General features: G+C 61.4%; 13 protein-coding genes and 1 other RNA gene. 8 read left to right on the top strand and 6 right to left on the bottom strand.

The window, feature by feature from the left end; translation table 11 throughout:
* Window positions 1-244 precede the first annotated feature (244 nt).
* From BN1134_RS06625 to BN1134_RS06635, 3 genes are all read right to left on the bottom strand, one after another.
* A complete protein-coding gene (locus tag BN1134_RS06625; protein WP_042046119.1) occupies window positions 245-2,653 on the bottom strand; it encodes a YgiQ family radical SAM protein in 2,409 nt (802 codons plus the stop codon).
* A 134-nt stretch (window positions 2,654-2,787) separates the two neighbouring features.
* On the bottom strand, window positions 2,788-5,886 hold the full coding sequence (locus BN1134_RS06630) for an efflux RND transporter permease subunit (RefSeq protein ID WP_042046107.1): 3,099 nt from the start codon (window positions 5,884-5,886) through the stop codon (window positions 2,788-2,790).
* Entirely contained in the window at window positions 5,886-6,941 is a 1,056-nt protein-coding gene (locus BN1134_RS06635; protein WP_042046108.1) for an efflux RND transporter periplasmic adaptor subunit, read from the bottom strand. Before BN1134_RS06635 ends, BN1134_RS06630 begins: the two co-directional genes overlap by 1 nt.
* 242 nt (window positions 6,942-7,183) lie before the next feature.
* Between BN1134_RS06635 and BN1134_RS06640 the strand changes: the two genes are divergently transcribed.
* Window positions 7,184-8,677, top strand: coding sequence for a sensor domain-containing diguanylate cyclase (locus BN1134_RS06640; RefSeq protein WP_052449436.1), 1,494 nt, complete (start codon window positions 7,184-7,186; stop codon window positions 8,675-8,677).
* A 53-nt stretch (window positions 8,678-8,730) separates the two neighbouring features.
* Complete coding sequence (rssA, locus tag BN1134_RS06645) at window positions 8,731-9,597, top strand: patatin-like phospholipase RssA (RefSeq protein ID WP_042046120.1); 867 nt, start codon at window positions 8,731-8,733, stop codon at window positions 9,595-9,597.
* Window positions 9,598-9,711: 114 nt separating this feature from the next.
* Here rssA and BN1134_RS06650 read toward each other — a convergent pair whose 3' ends face one another.
* Window positions 9,712-9,981, bottom strand: coding sequence for a helix-turn-helix domain-containing protein (locus tag BN1134_RS06650; protein WP_042046110.1), 270 nt, complete (start codon window positions 9,979-9,981; stop codon window positions 9,712-9,714).
* Between the two features lie 255 nt (window positions 9,982-10,236).
* Between BN1134_RS06650 and BN1134_RS19630 the strand changes: the two genes are divergently transcribed.
* The 4 genes from BN1134_RS19630 to BN1134_RS06670 all read left to right on the top strand — a co-directional run bounded on the left by BN1134_RS19630 (window position 10,237) and on the right by BN1134_RS06670 (window position 14,576).
* Window positions 10,237-10,791 carry a hypothetical protein gene (locus BN1134_RS19630; protein ID WP_042046111.1) on the top strand — a complete coding sequence of 185 codons (555 nt, stop codon included), beginning with the start codon at window positions 10,237-10,239 and terminating at the stop codon, window positions 10,789-10,791.
* Window positions 10,792-11,049: 258 nt separating this feature from the next.
* On the top strand, window positions 11,050-12,072 hold the full coding sequence (gene ompA / locus BN1134_RS06660; protein ID WP_042046112.1) for a porin OmpA: 1,023 nt from the start codon (window positions 11,050-11,052) through the stop codon (window positions 12,070-12,072).
* A 325-nt stretch (window positions 12,073-12,397) separates the two neighbouring features.
* Window positions 12,398-13,396: a porin OmpA gene (locus BN1134_RS06665; RefSeq protein ID WP_042046114.1), complete on the top strand. Its 999-nt coding sequence runs from the start codon at window positions 12,398-12,400 to the stop codon at window positions 13,394-13,396.
* A gap of 148 nt (window positions 13,397-13,544) precedes the next feature.
* Window positions 13,545-14,576 (top strand): OmpA family protein, encoded by a 1,032-nt coding sequence (locus BN1134_RS06670; protein WP_042046115.1) that lies wholly within the window; start codon window positions 13,545-13,547, stop codon window positions 14,574-14,576.
* A gap of 175 nt (window positions 14,577-14,751) precedes the next feature.
* Here the strand turns inward: BN1134_RS06670 and BN1134_RS06675 are convergent, their stop codons facing one another.
* Complete coding sequence (locus BN1134_RS06675; RefSeq protein ID WP_084214734.1) at window positions 14,752-15,093, bottom strand: RnfH family protein; 342 nt, start codon at window positions 15,091-15,093, stop codon at window positions 14,752-14,754.
* Window positions 15,086-15,520, bottom strand: coding sequence for an SRPBCC family protein (locus tag BN1134_RS06680; RefSeq protein WP_042046117.1), 435 nt, complete (start codon window positions 15,518-15,520; stop codon window positions 15,086-15,088). The genes BN1134_RS06675 and BN1134_RS06680 overlap by 8 nt, the downstream gene beginning before the upstream one ends.
* Before the next feature lie 160 nt (window positions 15,521-15,680).
* Here BN1134_RS06680 and smpB point away from each other — a divergent pair, with 160 nt between their 5' ends.
* On the top strand, window positions 15,681-16,169 hold the full coding sequence (smpB, locus tag BN1134_RS06685) for an SsrA-binding protein SmpB (RefSeq protein ID WP_042046121.1): 489 nt from the start codon (window positions 15,681-15,683) through the stop codon (window positions 16,167-16,169).
* Window positions 16,170-16,273: 104 nt separating this feature from the next.
* Window positions 16,274-16,633, top strand: a transfer-messenger RNA (tmRNA) gene (gene ssrA, locus BN1134_RS19180).
* Window positions 16,634-16,836 lie beyond the last annotated feature (203 nt).

Raw genomic sequence — 16,836 nt, forward strand, 5'->3', positions numbered from 1 at the left:
TATGATTTCTCTCATTTTTTGGCTTTTCATTTTTTGTGTTTCCTATCCATCAATAGTCCGACTGGGGATAGAAGAAGCCTCATTATATATGCATGCCATTATTCTAATTGTTGATGTAATGGTCTCTATATGTCTGGTACGGATACTTGTCATTAAATTTAATAAATAGAAGGAATTGTACCAAGAAATAAAAAGGCGACCATCCGGGCGCCTTTTTATTGCTATCGCTTTCTAATCAGCAAACTCACCTTACTGGCCGCTTGGCTCCACCTTTGGCCGCCGGCTTGCCGCCTTGGGCGGTGGGTTTGCCGGTGCCGGCGCGGGTGGATGCCTTGCCCTTGTGGGCCGGTTTCCCCTTCCCTGCGGGCTTGCCCTGAGCTGCCCCTTGGGCGGCCGGTTTGCCGTTGCCCTTCCCTAATTTCAGCTCGCTGCCCACCGGCTTACCGTTACCTTTACCGGCTTTGCCCGCCGCCGGGCCCTTGCCGGTCTGGGCGTTACCGTGCCCCTTGCTCTGGCCGCCGGCACTCTTGTTGCCCGCGCCGTTACCGCGTTGATGGGCGATGTCGCTATGGCGGGTCAGGGCCGGTTTCAGGCCCTTGCTGCGGCTGCGTTCGGCTTTGGCTTCGCCACGGCCTTCCGGAGGCACCAGACACTCGGGGCCATTGCCGATGAGGTAGCCCTTGCCCATCTCCAGCAGGGCTTCGCGGATCATCGGCCAACCGGCCGGATCGTGGTAGCGCAGCAGCGCCTTGTGCAGGCGACGGCGACGCTCCCCTTTCACCACGAACACGTCCCCGCCCTGGCGGCTCACCTTGTTGAGCGGGTTTTTCTCGGTGTAATACATGGTGGTGGCGTTGGCGAGCGGCGACGGGTAGAAGTTCTGCACCTGATCGAGCTTGAAGCGGTTTGCTTTAATCCAGAGCGCCATGTTCACCATGTCTTCATCCGTGGTGCCCGGGTGGGCGGAGATGAAGTAGGGGATCAGGTACTGCTGCTTGCCCGCCTCTTTGGAGTACTTGTCGAACAGCTCCTTGAAGCTGTAGTAGCTGCCCATCCCCGGCTTCATCATCTTAGAGAGCGGCCCCTCTTCGGTGTGCTCCGGGGCGATCTTGAGGTAGCCGCCCACGTGGTACTTGGCCAGCTCCTTGACGTAGCGCGGATCTTCCACCGCCAGGTCATAGCGCACCCCGGAGGCGATCAGGATCTTCTTGATGCCCTTCAAGTCGCGCGCCTTGCGATAGAGATTGATGGTCGGGGTGTGGTCGGTGTCCATGTGCGGGCAGATGGTCGGCCAGACGCAGGAGGCGCGCCGGCAGGTCTGCTCGGCCTTGGGATTCTTACAGCGCAGCTGGTACATGTTGGCGGTGGGGCCGCCCAGATCCGAGATAACCCCGGTAAAGCCCGGCACCTTGTCGCGGATCTCTTCGATCTCTTTGAGGATCGACTCCTGCGAGCGGCTCTGGATGATGCGCCCCTCGTGCTCGGTGATGGAGCAGAAGGAGCAGCCGCCAAAGCAGCCGCGCATGATGTTGACCGAGGTCTTGATCATGTCGTAGGCCGGGATCTTCTCGTTGCCATAGGCCGGGTGCGGCACCCGCTGATAGGGCAGGCCGAACACCCCGTCCATCTCGTCGGTCTCGAGCGGGAAGGCGGGCGGGTTGACCCAGATGATGCGATCGCCGTGGGCCTGAGAGAGGGCGCGGGCGCAGCCGGGGTTGGTCTCGTGGTGCAGGATGCGCGACGCATGGGCATAGAGCACCTTGTCCTCTTTCACCCGCTCGAACGCCGGCAGCTTCACGTAGGTCTTCTCCCACGGCTTGGGCTTGGCCGGCTGCACCAGCACGGGCTGGGCCTCCTGGGCCGCTGGCGCGCTGCTCTCGTCGTCGCTGCACGGCGCCCCCTCCATGTAGGGGTTCATGATGGGGTCGATACGGCCAATCTGGTCGAGCTTGCTCGAGTCCACCCCGCGCCAGCCCGGCAGGGGCTCGCGGCGGATGACGGCGGTGCCGCGAATATCCTGCATGGCCTCGATGCTCTCGCCTGCGGCGATGCGGTGGGCCACCTCGATGAGCGGCCGCTCGGCGTTGCCATAGATGAGGATGTCGGCCTTGGCATCAAACAAGATGGAGCGGCGGATGGTCTCGGACCAGTAGTCGTAATGGGCGATGCGGCGCAAGGAGGCCTCGATGCCACCTATCACCACAGGCACCTCTTTGTAGGCCTCCTTGCAGCGCTGGGTATAGACCAGGGTGGCGCGATCGGGGCGCTTGCCGCCCACGTTGCCCGGGGTGTAGGCATCGTCGTGGCGCAGCTTCTTATCCGAGGTGTAGCGGTTGATCATCGAGTCCATGTTGCCCGCCGTCACCCCGTAGAAGAGGTTGGGCTTGCCCAGGCGCATGAAGTCCTCTTTCGATGACCAGTCGGGCTGGGCGATGATACCGACCCGAAACCCCTGGGATTCGAGCATACGGCCGATCACCGCCATGCCAAAACTCGGGTGATCCACGTAGGCATCCCCGGTCACCAGGATCACATCGCAGCTGTCCCAGCCAAGTGCGTCCATCTCCTTGCGGGACATGGGCAGGAAGGGCGCCGTGCCGTAGCACTCGGCCCAGTAGCGGGGATAGGAGAAGATGTTGGTAACCGGTTGCATGTTGACCACCTGGGACATTTCGGGTCGCGCATTATAGCGGCTGGGGGCGGCAGGAGCGATGGCTTTTTAGCCCCAGAGAGTGCAGGGGAACTGCGCCCGCGCCCGCCAGCGGGGGCCTTTCGGCCCCCTTTTGGTCAGGGCGTCTCGCGCTCGGCAACAAGCGCTGCCTCCACCGCCTTGGCCCGCTCGCCGGCCACCCCGGCATGGCGCGCCACCAGGGCGTAGATGGCCGGCACCAGCAGCAGGGTGACCAGGGTCGAGATGGTCAGGCCGAAGAACACCACAGTGCCCACCGCCATGCGGCTCTCGTAGCCGGCGCCCAGGGAGAGCATCAGGGGCACCGCCCCCATGATGGCGGTGAGCGAGGTCATCAGGATCGGCCGCAGGCGGCGCACCGAGGCGCGCACGATGGCCTCTTCAAACGGCACCCCGCGCTCGCGCAGCTGGTTGATGAACTCGACGATGAGGATGCCGTTTTTGGCCACGATGCCGATGAGCATGATCATGCCGATCTGGCCATAGATGCTCATCTCCTGGCCGGTGAGCCAGAGCCCGAGCAGGCCGCCGAAGATGCCAAGCGGCACCGTCACCATCACCACGCCGGGGGCGATGAAGCTCTCGAACTGGGCCACCAGCACCAGATAGACCACCAGCAGGGCCAAGCCGAACACCATGCCCATCTCCCCCTGGTTGTCGCGATACTCCTTCGACTCGCCGTTGTAATCGACCGTCATGCCGGCCGGCAGGTGCTCGGCGGCCCAGCGATCGAGAAAGTCGAGCGCCTCGCCGAGGGTGTGGTCGGCGGCCACGTCGGCGGTCAGGGTGACCGCCTTCTGGCGCTGGTAGTGATTGAGGCGTTGCGGGCTCGCCACCTGCTCCAGGGTCACCAGGGTCGACAGGCTCACCATGTCGCCGCTGGCCGCCTTGAGGTAGATGCGGCTGAGATCGCTGCTGCCATTGAAGTCGCGCTGATCGCCGCGCAGGTAGACGTCGTACTCCTCGCCCCGATCCACATAGGTGGTGCGCGAGCTGCCGCCGAGCAGGGTCTGCAAGCTGCTGGCCACCTGAGAGACCGGGATGCCGAGCTGGCCGGCGCGCACCCGATCGATCGACACCCGCAGCTCGGGGGTCTTTTCGGCATAGTCGAGATCGGGCGCCGTCATCAGGCCGCTCGCCACCGCCGCCTGTTGCAGCGCCTGGGCCTGGGCGAACAGCTCCTGATAGTCGCCGCCGAGCAGGGCAAACTGCACCGCCGCGTTAGAGCCGCGCCGAAAGCCCGGCTGGAAGGCGCGCACCATCACGTCGGGAATGTCGCCAAGGCGGGCGGTGAGGGTGCGGGTAAATTCGGTCGAGGTCTGCTCCCGCTCGGCCCAGTCGGTCAGCTGGATGATGGCAAGACCGGTCTGATCGCCGCCGCGCCCAAACGCTGGGGTGCTGAAGCTCACCGACTGCACCACCCCCTGCCCCAGCAGCGGCATCACCGCCTGCTCCACCTGCTGCATGTTGCGCTTCATCCGCTCTATGCTGGTGCCCTCGGCCCCCTTGACGAAGACATAGACCACGCCGCGATCCTCAGTCGGGGTCAGGCTGGTCGGCAAGCGAGCATAGAGCAGCGCCATGCCGGCTAAGCACAACACCAGCAGCAGCGGTGCCCAGCGCCGGCGCCGCAGGCTCGCACCGAGCAGGTGGCGATAGCCCTCCTCCAGACGAACCAGGGCGCGGTCAAGCAGGCCGGTGAGGCGGTTGGGCCTGTCCTTGGCGCGCATCAGCCAAGAGCCCATGGCCGGGGTCAGGGTGAGCGCGATCAGCGACGAGCAGAGCACCGCCAGCGAGAGCAGGATGGCAAACTCGGTGAACAGCCGGCCCACCATGCCATCCATAAAGGCGATAGGCACAAACACCATGATGAGCACGGCGGTGGTGGCGATCACCGCAAAGCCCACCTCGCGGGTGCCGTGCCAAGCCGCCAGCAGCGGCGGTTTTCCCTGCATCAGGTGGTGGTGGATGTTCTCGACCACCACGATGGCGTCATCGACCACCAGGCCGATGGCCAGGATCAGCGCCAGCAGGGTGATGAGGTTGATGGAAAAGCCGAGGTACCAGGCACCGATGAAGGCCGAGATGAGCGACACCGGCACCGTGATGGCGGGGATGAGGGTGGTGCGCCCCTGGCCGAGAAACAGATAGAGCACCGCCACCACCAGCACGGCGCAGATGGCGAGCGTCTCGTACACCTCGAGGATCGCCTGCTCAATAAAGACGGTGGAGTCGTAATCGACCTCGAGCTTGGCCCCCTCGGGCAAAAAGCGCTGCATCTGAGCGAGTTTTTGCTCGATCCCCTGCGCCACCGCCAGCGGGTTGGCGGTGGACTGGGCGATGATGCCAAGCCCCAGGCTCTCCTTGCCGTTGCGCTGGTAGGCGCTGTCTTCGTTCTTAGCCCCCTCGTTCACGTCGGCGATGTCGCCCAGATAGATGGGGCGACCATCCTTACCGAGGGTGATCTGCAAGGCCCGGAAATCTTCAGGGGTGTGGTAGAGGCGCTCAATTTGCACCGACACCGTCATGCTGTTGTTACGCACCTCGCCGCCCGGCAACTCGACGTTCTCGCGCGCCAGGGCCGCTTTGACGTCATCGACGGTGAGGCCGCGCGCCGCCATCTCGGCCGCCTTGAGGCGCACATACATCACCCGCTCCAGGTTGCCCGACAGCATCACCTCGCTCACCCCGTCGACCAGGCTCAAGGGGTCAATCAGTACCCGGTTGGCGTAATCGGTCAGGGCAGTTCTGTCCATGCGATCGCTGCTGAAGTTGAGCCAAATCGCGACGTCGCCATTGCCGTTGTCCTTGGTGATGAGCGGCTCGTCCACCCCGTCCGGCAGCCTAGCGCGGGCCCGCGAGAGGGCGTCGCGCACGTCCGACACCCCCTCGACCATATCCCAGCCGAGGCGAAACTCGACCGTCACCATCGAGCGCCCCTTGCGGGTCATGGAGTTGATGTTTTTGATGCCGCTGATCCCCGAGAGCTGATCCTCGATGGGCTTGGTCACCTGGCTCTCCATCACGGCGGGCGAGGCCCCCTCGTAGGTGGTGGTGATGGAGACCGACGGCGTCTGCACGTCCGGCATCTCGCGCACCGTGAGCTTGGAAAACGCCACCAGACCAAAGACGGTGAGCAGGGCACTGATCACCAGCGCCACCAGGGGGCGGCGCACCGATACGTCAGAGAGCCACATCAGCTTTTCTCCTGCGCCAGATCGCGCACGCTGACGCCGTCACGCAGGTTGACCAGCCCCTCGACAATGACCCGCTCACCGGCACTGAGGCCGGTCAGGATCCAGACCGTCTCACCGTGCAGCTCACCGAGCTGTACCAGGATGCGGCGCACCTTGCCGTCGGCCTCGAGGCGATAGACGAAGCGCTCGGCCCCGGCGTATTCGACCGCCTGAGAGGGGATGCGGGTCACCTCGCGAGCCGGCAGCGCCAGCGCCACCTCGAGCAGCATGCCCGGCTTGAGGCGGGCGTCGGGATTGCTTATCTGGATGCGCACCCGGATGTTTTGCGAGCCCTCGGAGACGCGTGAGTCGACGGCGCTCACCTCCCCCTTGAACTGCTCGTCGGGCCAGGCGCTGCTGCTGGCGTCGACCGCCATGCCGCGCTGCAACATGGCCAGATAGCGCTCGGGCACCGCCAGATCGAGGCGCAGGGTCTGAAGATCATCCAGATGCAGCAAGGTGGCGCCGCTGCTGACCAAGGCGCCGCGACTGAGATCGATGAGGCTCACCGTGCCGGAAAACGGCGCCGTGAGGGTGCGCAGCGACAGCTCGTAATCGGCCCCGTCGAGACGCGCCCGCGCCATGGCCACGCTGGCCTCCTGCCCCTCCAGCTCGGACTGGGTCACCGCCCCACGGCTCACCAGCCGGCGCATGTCGCGCAGCTTGCGCTCCTCATCGCGCAGGCTGGCGGCCAGCTCGGCCCGCTCGGCCTGCTGCTTTTGCGCATCCAGCCGCACCAGCACGGCGCCAGCGGCCACCTGCTGACCGGCCTGTACCGGGATAGCTAAGATCCGCCCGGTCACCTCGGGGGAGATCACCACCGAATGGTTGGCCTCCAGGGTACCGGAGAGGCGCAGCCGCGGCTCGGCACGGGTCGCTTCGACCAGGGTGGAGCGCACCGGCACCTGCCGGCCCGGCTGGCCGGCCGACTCGGTGGGACGAGAATAAAGGTGCCATACGAGCACAGATCCGGTGGCGAGCAGCGCCAGCAGGGGTAACCAGATTCGCAGTCTCATGATGAAAGAGGGGCCTCGTGGAGCGGGTCTGATGCGAGATGTCGCTATTGTAGAGAGAAACTATGCCGCGACTATGTAATGATGTAACAAAACGTAACAACCTGAATAGAAAAGGAGATTCAGACGAAATTCACCTCATTCATCGTAAAATCCATGATATAGATGCGGTTTTTATTCACGGGAGAGAGTTCATGCCCCCCTCGCCAAGCTGGCACCGATCATCCACCTTAATGGGGCTTTTAGTGATCGTGCTGGCGCTGTTCCTTATTATCACGCTTCATCACAATCTGCGGCAGTTCAAAGCACACCAATATCAGGTGGCCGATGCCAGCGCCGAGCGCCTCTCCACCCAGTTGCAACAGGTGACCGCCTTTCTCGAGGCCATGCGCGGCCAGGCAGAGGAGCGACTGCGCAGCAATCCTGAGTCCGGATTGACCAAACAGCTCTTCGATCAGATGGAGTGTGTCGACGAAGAGCAGCTGCGCATCCCGCACCTGCCCAACGGGCTACCTCCATTGCTCGCAGGCACCCTGACCGGCCACGGCCCCTTGCCCAAACCGGGTAGTGAGCGGGCCTCCCAGTTTCATCTTGCCTTGAGCCTCTCTCCGCTGCTGGCCACCGCCAGCGACTACCTGGCCAACAACGTGGGGTGGGTCTACTACACCAGCAGCGATAACTTCATGTACCTCTACCCGCGCCGGGCATCGGAGCATGTGCGCTTCGACCCGGCCATCTATCAGCAGGATTACTGGCAGGCAGTGACCACTCACCCCAACGCCAATGAAGCCATTCTCTTGTCGCGCCCTTACGACGACTTCGGCGGCCTGGGCCGGATGGTGACCCTCTCCGCCCCCGTGATGAAAGAGGGGAAACTCCTTGGCATGCTCAGCATCGACCTGCTGCTCCCGCGCCTGACGGAACTGCTGCAACAACCCAACCTGACCGGGGAGCTGGCCCTGCTCAATCAGGACAACGTTCCCCTCGCCATCGTCAATCCATCGCCCTCGCCCTATCTGCCATCAGAGGCGATGACCTATGTATGGCAGCGGGGGGCGCTGCAACTGACCCACCCCCTCCCTCACAACTCGCTCACGCTGATCTATCGCATCGGCCCCTGGGCGCTGACCAAGGCGCTGTTGCAGCAATCCCAGACCATGCTGCTTACCCTGCTCTTTTTTGCCTGGGCTGCCATCTCGAGCCTGCGGGCCCGCTCCCTGAACCATCGGCTGGAGTACATCTCCCACCATGATCAGCTGACCGGCGCACTCAACCGCTATTCACTGCAACGGGAGTTGAGCCGCCAGCTCCCCCCCACGGCGGTGATCATGTTCGATTGCGATCACTTCAAGCAGGTGAACGATCGCTGCGGCCATCTCATCGGCGATGAAGTACTCAAGAAGTTGGTGGAGCTGTGCATGCAGACCCTGCGCCCCCACGATCGCCTGATCCGCTGGGGAGGAGAGGAGTTTCTGGTGCTGCTGGCCGGGACGCGCCATGCGGCAGGCAGAGCGGCGGATCCCGCCGAGCTGCACATCATCTGCGAGCGTCTGCGCCTGATGATTGCCAACTACCCCTGGCGGGAGTTGCACGCCGATCTGGTGGTCACCGTCAGCCTCGGCTATTGCCCCATGGCCCATCCCAACGAGCTGGATCATGCCATCAGCCAGGCCGATAGCGCGCTCTACCAGGCCAAGGCGCAGGGACGTAACCGCAGCGTGGCGGCCATCAGCGGATGACGCCGCCCGGCGGGCACGTTAAGCTGGCGCTTTCACTCGCAGGAGAGACCATGGTGTCAAGAAAACCTCGCCTCGGCCTGGCCCTGGGTAGCGGCGCGGCACGTGGTTGGGCCCACATCGGAATCATCAGGGGATTGGAGCGGATGGGGATCACGCCGGATCTGGTGGCCGGCTGCTCCATCGGCAGCTTTGTCGGCGCCGCCTATGCGGCCGGCGAACTCGACAAGCTCGAGGAGTGGGTACGCGGTTTTACCCGCTTGCAGGTGGTCGGGCTACTCGATCCTGCCTTCTCCGGCGGCCTGTTTCGCGGTGACAAGGTGTTTGGCATCGCCGCCAGCCAATTGGCCCAGTCGCAGCTCGAAGATCTCCCCATCCCGTTTGCCTGCATTGCCTCCGAGCTCGACACAGGCCGCGAGATCTGGCTCAAACGCGGTGCCCTGCGTCAGGCGGTGCGCGCCTCATGCGGTATGCCAGGCCTGCTCACCCCCACCCAACTGGATGGGCGCTGGCTGGTAGATGGCGCCGTGGTCAATCCGGTCCCCATCTCGCTGGCCCGCGCCATGGGCGCCGAGGTGGTGATCGCGGTCAACCTCAACGCCGACACCCATCAGCCGTGGGCCGACGAGCCGGACGAAGGGCGTTCACTCAATCCGCTGACCCAGTGGTTCAACCGTGGCGAGCAGGCGCCCACTCCCGGCATGTGGAGCGTGATGAGCGGCAGCATCAACATCATGCAGGAGCGGATCACCCGTGCCCGGATGGCGGGTGACCCTCCCGAGATCCAGCTTGCACCCAGGCTCGGCGCCTTCTCCATTCTCGATTTCCACCGCGCCGCCGACGCCATCGAAGAAGGAGAGGCCTGCATCGAGCGGCAGCGCCCGCAACTCGAAGAGGAGCTGTCCCGTCTCGGGATTCTCTAGGTTGTCTTGTCGGCATGAGGCGCAGGCGCGCCATCCGAAGTGAGAGGCACGGCGAGAAAGCGCCCAAATAAAAGATGCCGCCCTAAGGCGGCATCTTTGAGTGGCAGCGAGGCATTAAGCCTTGGCCAGATACTCTTCCGGATCAATCTGGCCAATCTCGGGGGCCTTCTTATCGGAGAGCAACCACAGGGTGAACTGGTGCAGTTCAGCGTGGTGGGCCAGCGCAACCAGGAAGGCTCCGCCCACCTCTCGGTAACCCAGTTCATAGTTTTTCAAGGTAGTTGGCGGGACACCCAGCAGTTCGGCAAACTTAGGGCGGCTAAGACCAACCGCTTCGCGGATTTGGCGGATTTTTTTCCCTACGGGAACAACGTTAGGACTCATGATGGTTCCATACTCCATGTGCGGTAAACCGCTTGTTTTTCGCGACGACTCATAGTCAGTGTATCAGTTCTTACGGACTCGTTATGGTCGAGTCTCTTTCTCTTAAAACGCTTAAATAAGCGACAACCCTTCGAAGCAGACGCATGTTAATGCCTCACTCGACTCAGGTAAACAGCCTCGCACGGGAATCATGCGTTTCTGACAATTCACCAAGAAGAGACAACCACTCAACAATCCTTGGTAATGGAGTATTAAATGCGATCCACATCTGTATTATCACGTTTACATACTGTAAATGACCTGAATGAGTTCGATATTCAACTGAAACAGTGTCTCGAAACCCGCGCCGAAGCCCTGTTGCTCGATCACGCACTGGATGCGCCTCAGCAACATCTTCTGCTAGAGATGCCCTCCGATCTGCCTATCTATGTCACACAGGAGGGGATATATCCCGATAGCCAACGGGTGAATATCTGTTCGACTCCGCCATCCGACGACGCCATGGAGGGGTGGGCCCCGGAAAGCGCCCTGCTCGAACTGGAGTCCTGGCTGGAACGTGGCTGCCGCCGCTTTATTGCCCCAGCGGCCATCGCCCCCGTGCTTCGCGCCATCCTCAATATCTGGTCTCTGGACCCCTATCTGGCGCGTCACTATCAGGCCATGCTCACCCCCTTGCTTGCCTCAGCCTGTGAGGCGGATCTGCAAGCCATCTTCACTGCCCGTCATCGCGCCGATGCCCCTCGCAGCCCCTGGGTTGAGTCCTATATGAAGCTGGAAAGAAAGCTCTATCGCGCTTATTTGGATCACTGACCCCAGCATGAACGGGGTCACATGGATGCGACATTCTTTGGCTGACCGGATGCGAATGTGAACTTGATCATGTTCTCGGATAGGACTAAAGTGCGCAGCGTCATCCAAATGACATGGAATGCTCAGGATTTGGTTTTTGTGCATTCCCTATAACAAAAGGATGCCGGCCAGTGTCTCCCGCCCTTTCGGCAGAGCCTGCAGCTTGCATGAATCAATATGTGAGATTCGCATCCGTGCTATCTCCAAGAGGATTGAACAATGATGAAAATGGCTCCTTCCCTGATCGCCATCGCCCTGGCCGCTGTGTCCGCCACCGCTGCCAACGCTGCTGACAACGACTGGTACTTCGGTGCCGGTGCCGGTGCTGCTCACTTCAACGGTCTGAACAATGTCCGTGGCGTGACTCACGGTACCGAAGACGCCGCTGCTGCTAACGCCTTCGCTGGTTACAACTTCAACGACTACCTGGGTGCCGAACTGGGCTACCAGTATGCCGGTCGTGGTAACTCCAACGGTGACCGTTACGAAAACCAAGGTGGTACCCTCTCCGGTATCGCTCGCCTGCCGGTTGGTGGTGACTTCTCCCTGTTCGCTGAAGCTGGCGCCTACTGGGCTCACACCGACGGTCTGGCTACCAAGGACACCAAGGTTTCCCCGCTGGCTGGTGCCGGTGTGACCTACCGTGTCAACGACGCCCTGGACCTGCAAGCTCGCTACCGCTACATGTGGGACGTGGCTGACCTGCACGCCGACAACGGTGCTCGTTACAAGTCCAACCAGAGCATCGGTACCCTGGAAGCCGTATACCATCCGTTCCGTACCTCTTACGTAGCTCCGGTTGCTGCTCCGGTTGCTGAAGAGCCGGCTCCGGCTCCGCAGGTTGTTGAGAAGACCTTCGACCTGAGCTCCGACGTACTGTTCGCCTTCGGCAAGGCTTCCTTGAAGCCGGAAGGTCAGCAGGCTCTGGACGCCCTGTACCAGGATCTGGTTGCTGCCAGCCCGAAAGATGGCAAGGCTGTTGTGATCGGTTACACCGACCGCATCGGTTCTGACGCTGCTAACCAGCGCCTGTCCGAAGCCCGTGCTCGCACCGTTGCTGACTTCCTGGTTGGTAAGGGTCTGCCGGCTTCCAAGGTTGCCATCGAAGGCCGTGGTGCCTCCAACCCGGTTACCGGCACCCAGTGCGACGGTATCAAGGCTAAGGCTCAGCTGGTTTCCTGCCTGGCTCCGGATCGTCGCGTAGAAATCCGCGTCACCGGCGTACAAGAAGTTCAGCAGTAATTTTCTTCACTACGGTGAATGAAAAAAACGGGGCGCTCTGCGCCCCGTTTTTTTTTTGTGTCACACCCCGTCATATCCGACCAAGCCACTCATTGATCATTTTTCACTCTCCACCTTATAGTACAGTGCTCCAATCAGAGCCGGAGCGCACCATCCCCCCAAATTGGGGGACGGCCAGCCCGACCGGCACTGGCAGACTTACCCCCTGAGGTATGATGCAAAACTGGCCGAGTCTTTATGGCCTCCAGCAGGCAGCTCCCAGGCCTGCACACCAAGAGTGCGGCACTTGTCCATTCGGCAGGTGCGACAACGAGGAGAAATAACGATGAAAATGAAAGTGGCCCCTTCCCTTATCGCCATCGCCCTGGCGGCGATCGGCGCAACCTCTGCTCAGGCCAATGACTGGTACACCGGTGTCGGTGCTGGTTGGGCCGATTTCCGTGAACTGTCCGAATTTGGCCAAGATGCCGATGAGGATGCCACCGCCATCAGTCTGTTCGGTGGTTACAACTTCAATGAGAACTTCGGTGCCGAGCTTGGCTACCAGTATGCCGGTAAGGGTGGGGTTGACGGCGTCGACTTCAAGACCCAGGGTGCAACCCTCTCCGGTATCGGCCGCCTGCCGCTCAACAGCATCTTCTCGGTGTTTGCTGAAGGGGGTGCCTATTTCTACCACGCCAAAGGCAACGATGACAGCAAGAACGGCACCGCACCGCTGGCTGGCCTGGGTCTGACCGCCAAGGTCTCCGATCTGGTCGATCTGCAAGCCCGCTATCGCTATCTGTGGAACGTGGGCGACGACAACCGCACTTGGGAAACAGACACCGGCATCGCCTCACTCGAACTGGTGCTGCACCCGAACCGCACCAGCTACGTGGCCCCCGCCCCGGCCCCTGCTCCGGAGCCGACCCCCGAGCCGGTCGTCGTTGAGAAGAACTTCTCGCTGAGCTCCGACGTACTGTTTGCCTTTGGCAAATCCACCCTGAAACCGGAAGGCACCAGCGCCCTCAACACCCTGTACCAGCAAATCTCGGATGCCCGTCCGACGGATGGCCAGGCCGTGGTGATCGGTTATACCGACTTCATCGGCTCCGACGCCGCCAACCAGCGTCTGTCCGAGGCTCGTGCCCGCACCGTGGCCGACTTCCTGGTGAGCAAGGGCTTGCCTGCCTCCAAGGTTTCGATTGAAGGCCGGGGTGAAGCTAACCCTGTGACCGGCGACAGCTGTGTCAAGGTGACCCCGCGCGCCAAGCAAATTGCCTGCTTGGCTCCGGATCGCCGCGTTGAGGTACAGGTTACCGGGACGCAACAAGTCACCAAATGACGCCATGTTTTGACATTAAAACGCCGCCGCAAGGCGGCGTTTTTGTTTCCTAGCTCACGCCTTCCCCATCCCATCCCGTATTCCTGGGGATAACAGCTATAACTAAAGTGATGCTTATCAACAGGATCTGGCAAAAGAGGGAAGCGTAATGAGAGCAACAACCATTGGTGCATTGATTGCTTTGGCCCTGGCGGCGCCGTCGCAGGCCGGCGACTGGTATGTCGGCGCAGGTGGCGGGGCGTCCATCGCCCATGACCTGAAGGATCTGGGCTCTGACGTCGACAAACACGGGACCGCTTTTAACGTCTTCGTCGGCTACAACGTCAACGACTATTTTGGTGGTGAGTTGGGCTACCTCAACACCGGCAAGTGGCAGGTCGATGACGAGGACTTCAAAAGCCAGGGGGCCACCTTGAGCGGGATTGGCCGGCTCCCCCTCGGTGATGCCTTCTCCCTGTTCGCCGAGGGGGGGGCCTATCTCTACACGGTGGACACCATCAACGGCAGCGACACCGACTTGGCTCCCCTCGTCGGGCTGGGGGCCACCTGGCGGGTACATGACTGGGTCGATCTGCAAGCCCGTTACCGCTATATGGTGCGCGTCGGTGACGATGCCAGCAACGGGAACATCGGCAGCGGCACCGAGCGTTGGGTCACCGACGCCAGCACGGCAACCCTGGAGCTGGTGATCCACCCCAACCGCAGTCGTGCGGCCGATCCGGTACCGACTCCGGCCGTGATCCCCCCGCCTCCGGCTCCCGAGCCGGTCGACAAGACCTTCAACCTGAGCTCCGACGTGCTGTTTGACTTCAACAAGGCCACCCTCAAACCCGAGGGTGAAGCGGCGCTACAGTCGCTCTATCAGCAGATAGCTGCCGAACAGCCCAAGGATGGCAGTGCCGAAGTCTATGGCTATACCGACCGCATCGGCTCCGATGCCTACAACCAGCGCCTCTCCGAGGCCAGAGCCAAGACCGTCGCCGACTACCTCATCGGTCAGGGTCTTCCTGCCGACAAGGTAAGCGCCATCGGTCGCGGTGAGGGCAGCCCGGTCACTGGCAATCAATGCGATGGCATCAAGGCAAAGGTTGAGCTCATCCCCTGTCTGGCTCCGGATCGCCGGGTCGAGGTACGCATCAGCGGCGTCAAGAGCGAAGCGCCTGCCGAAGCGGCTATGTGACGATATGATGCAAAGCCATCTGCGTGGCAGATGGCTTTGATGGGGTAAGACTCACGACCATATGAACGCCCCGGGAGGCAGGGACAAAACGATACACGAAGTGTATGAGACGATGGCACGCGGTGGCGCCACGTTCAAGCCACGCGTTTAGGGCAGCCTCTCTGACTCCATCCCCTTACAGCGCACCGCCTTTACTAAGACGAGCCCCCGTCACCGGGTTGGCGCGCCCCTCCTCTTTTGCCTTGTCGGCACGCTTTTTACGCATCTCGCGTGGATCGGCGATGAGTGGACGATAGATCTCGACCCGATCGCCATCGTGCAGCTCGTCGGTCAGCTTCACCGGACGGCTGTAGATACCAATCTTGTTGACCGCCAGATCAATCTCGGGATGGCGTGCCAGGATGCCGGAGGAGTGGATCGCCTGCTCGGCCGTGGTGCCGGGACGCACCTTGAGCTTGAGCACCGTCTGGCGCTCAGGCAGGGCATAAGCCACCTCTACGTGTAAGGATTCAGACACCGTAGACCTCCTTGGCGCGATGGGTAAAGGCATTGACCATGGCGCCCACCAGCTCACGGAACACCTGACCGAACGCCAGCTCGACCAAGCGGTTGGTAAATTCGAAGTCGAGTTCAAACTCCACCTTACAAGCATCCACATCAAGGGGGGTGAAGGTCCACCAGCCCATCAGCTTGCTAAAGGGGCCATCGACCAACTGCATGCTAATGCGATGGTGGGGTTCGAGCTCGTTGCGAGTGGTAAAGGTCTTGGCGATACCCGCCTTGGCCACCTCAACCGAGGCGGTCATATAATCCTCCCCCTGCTCATGCACTCGGCTACCAACGCAGCCAGGCAGAAACTGGGGGTAAGCATGAACATCGTTAACCAGCTTGAACATCTGCTCGGCGCTGAACATCACCAGCGCACTACGGTTTATACGGGGCATGGCACTTCCTTCAATCCTGTCGCCGCGATTCTACCACCGTGCGCCGCAAAATCACCGTCATCCCTGTGTAACAATTGCTCACTCGGCCCATCGCACATTTTACAGCCGCCGACAGGGACGTATAATGGCGGCCTTTATTACTCTGCCGGAATCGCCCTTTATGACTAAAAAGAACAGTAAAAACAAAGCCGGCTCCAACACCATTGCGTTGAACAGGACGGCGCGCCACGAATACTTCATCGAAGAGAAGGTTGAAGCCGGCCTCTCCCTGCTCGGGTGGGAAGTCAAATCCCTGCGGGCGGGCAAGGCCAATATCGGTGAGGCCTACATCAGCTTCCAGCGCGGCGAGGCCTACCTGTTCGGCGCCACCTTCCTGCCATTGCAGATGGCCTCAAGCCATGTCGTCTGTGATCCGACCCGTCTGCGCAAGCTGCTGCTGAGCCGTCGCGAGCTGGATCGGCTGACCGGCCTCATCGAGCGTCAAGGTTATACCGTCGTGCCGCTCGCCCTCTACTGGAAGGGCCCCTGGGTCAAGGTCGAGATCGGCCTGGTGAAGGGCAAGAAGGATCACGACAAGCGCGAAGCCACCAAGGAGCGGGAGTGGGGCCGCGAGAAAGCGCGCATCATGAAGAACAAGCGCCTGGGCTAACCCCTTGTCTGCACAAACTTTCTTCGATTGACCGGCAAATGCCGGTCAATTCGTCTATGTACCTTGCCAGAGGCTCGTCGAAGCGCGTACAATCGCTGCTACTTGGGGCTGATTTTGGATTCGACAGGATTCTCGAAACCCAAGGTGCATGCCGAGGTGCGGTTGGCCTCGCTAAAAAGCCGCAAAAAAATAGTCGCAAACGACGAAACCTACGCACTCGCAGCTTAATAACCTGCGTTGAGCCCTTCTCCCCTAGCTTGCCTGTGTCCTAGGGAAATGGAAGGTCATCCTTCACAGGATCGCGTGGAAGTCCTGCTCGGGGCGGAAGCGTTAAAACCAATCGAGCTAGTCTATTCGTGGCGTGTCTCTCCGCAGCGGGTTGGCGAATGTAAAGAGTGACTAAGCATGTAGTGCCGAGGATGTAGGAATTTTGGACGCGGGTTCGAGTCCCGCCAGCTCCACCAAATAATGTTCCGAGTAGGAACGAGAAAGACCAGAAACCCGCATAGCATAAGGCTTTGCGGGTTTTTTGTTGTCCGAGATAGTCCAAGGAAGTCGCCTAGAGCCAGCTCAAAGAGTAACATGTGCGGTAACAAGGTTCTGGTAACACCGTTTTGGGTGTTACTGCTGGAGGGGGTAACACCATGAGTGTTGATCAGCGCGCAAA

This window comes from Aeromonas simiae (genome assembly GCF_000820125.1).
Lineage (GTDB): Bacteria > Pseudomonadota > Gammaproteobacteria > Enterobacterales > Aeromonadaceae > Aeromonas > Aeromonas simiae.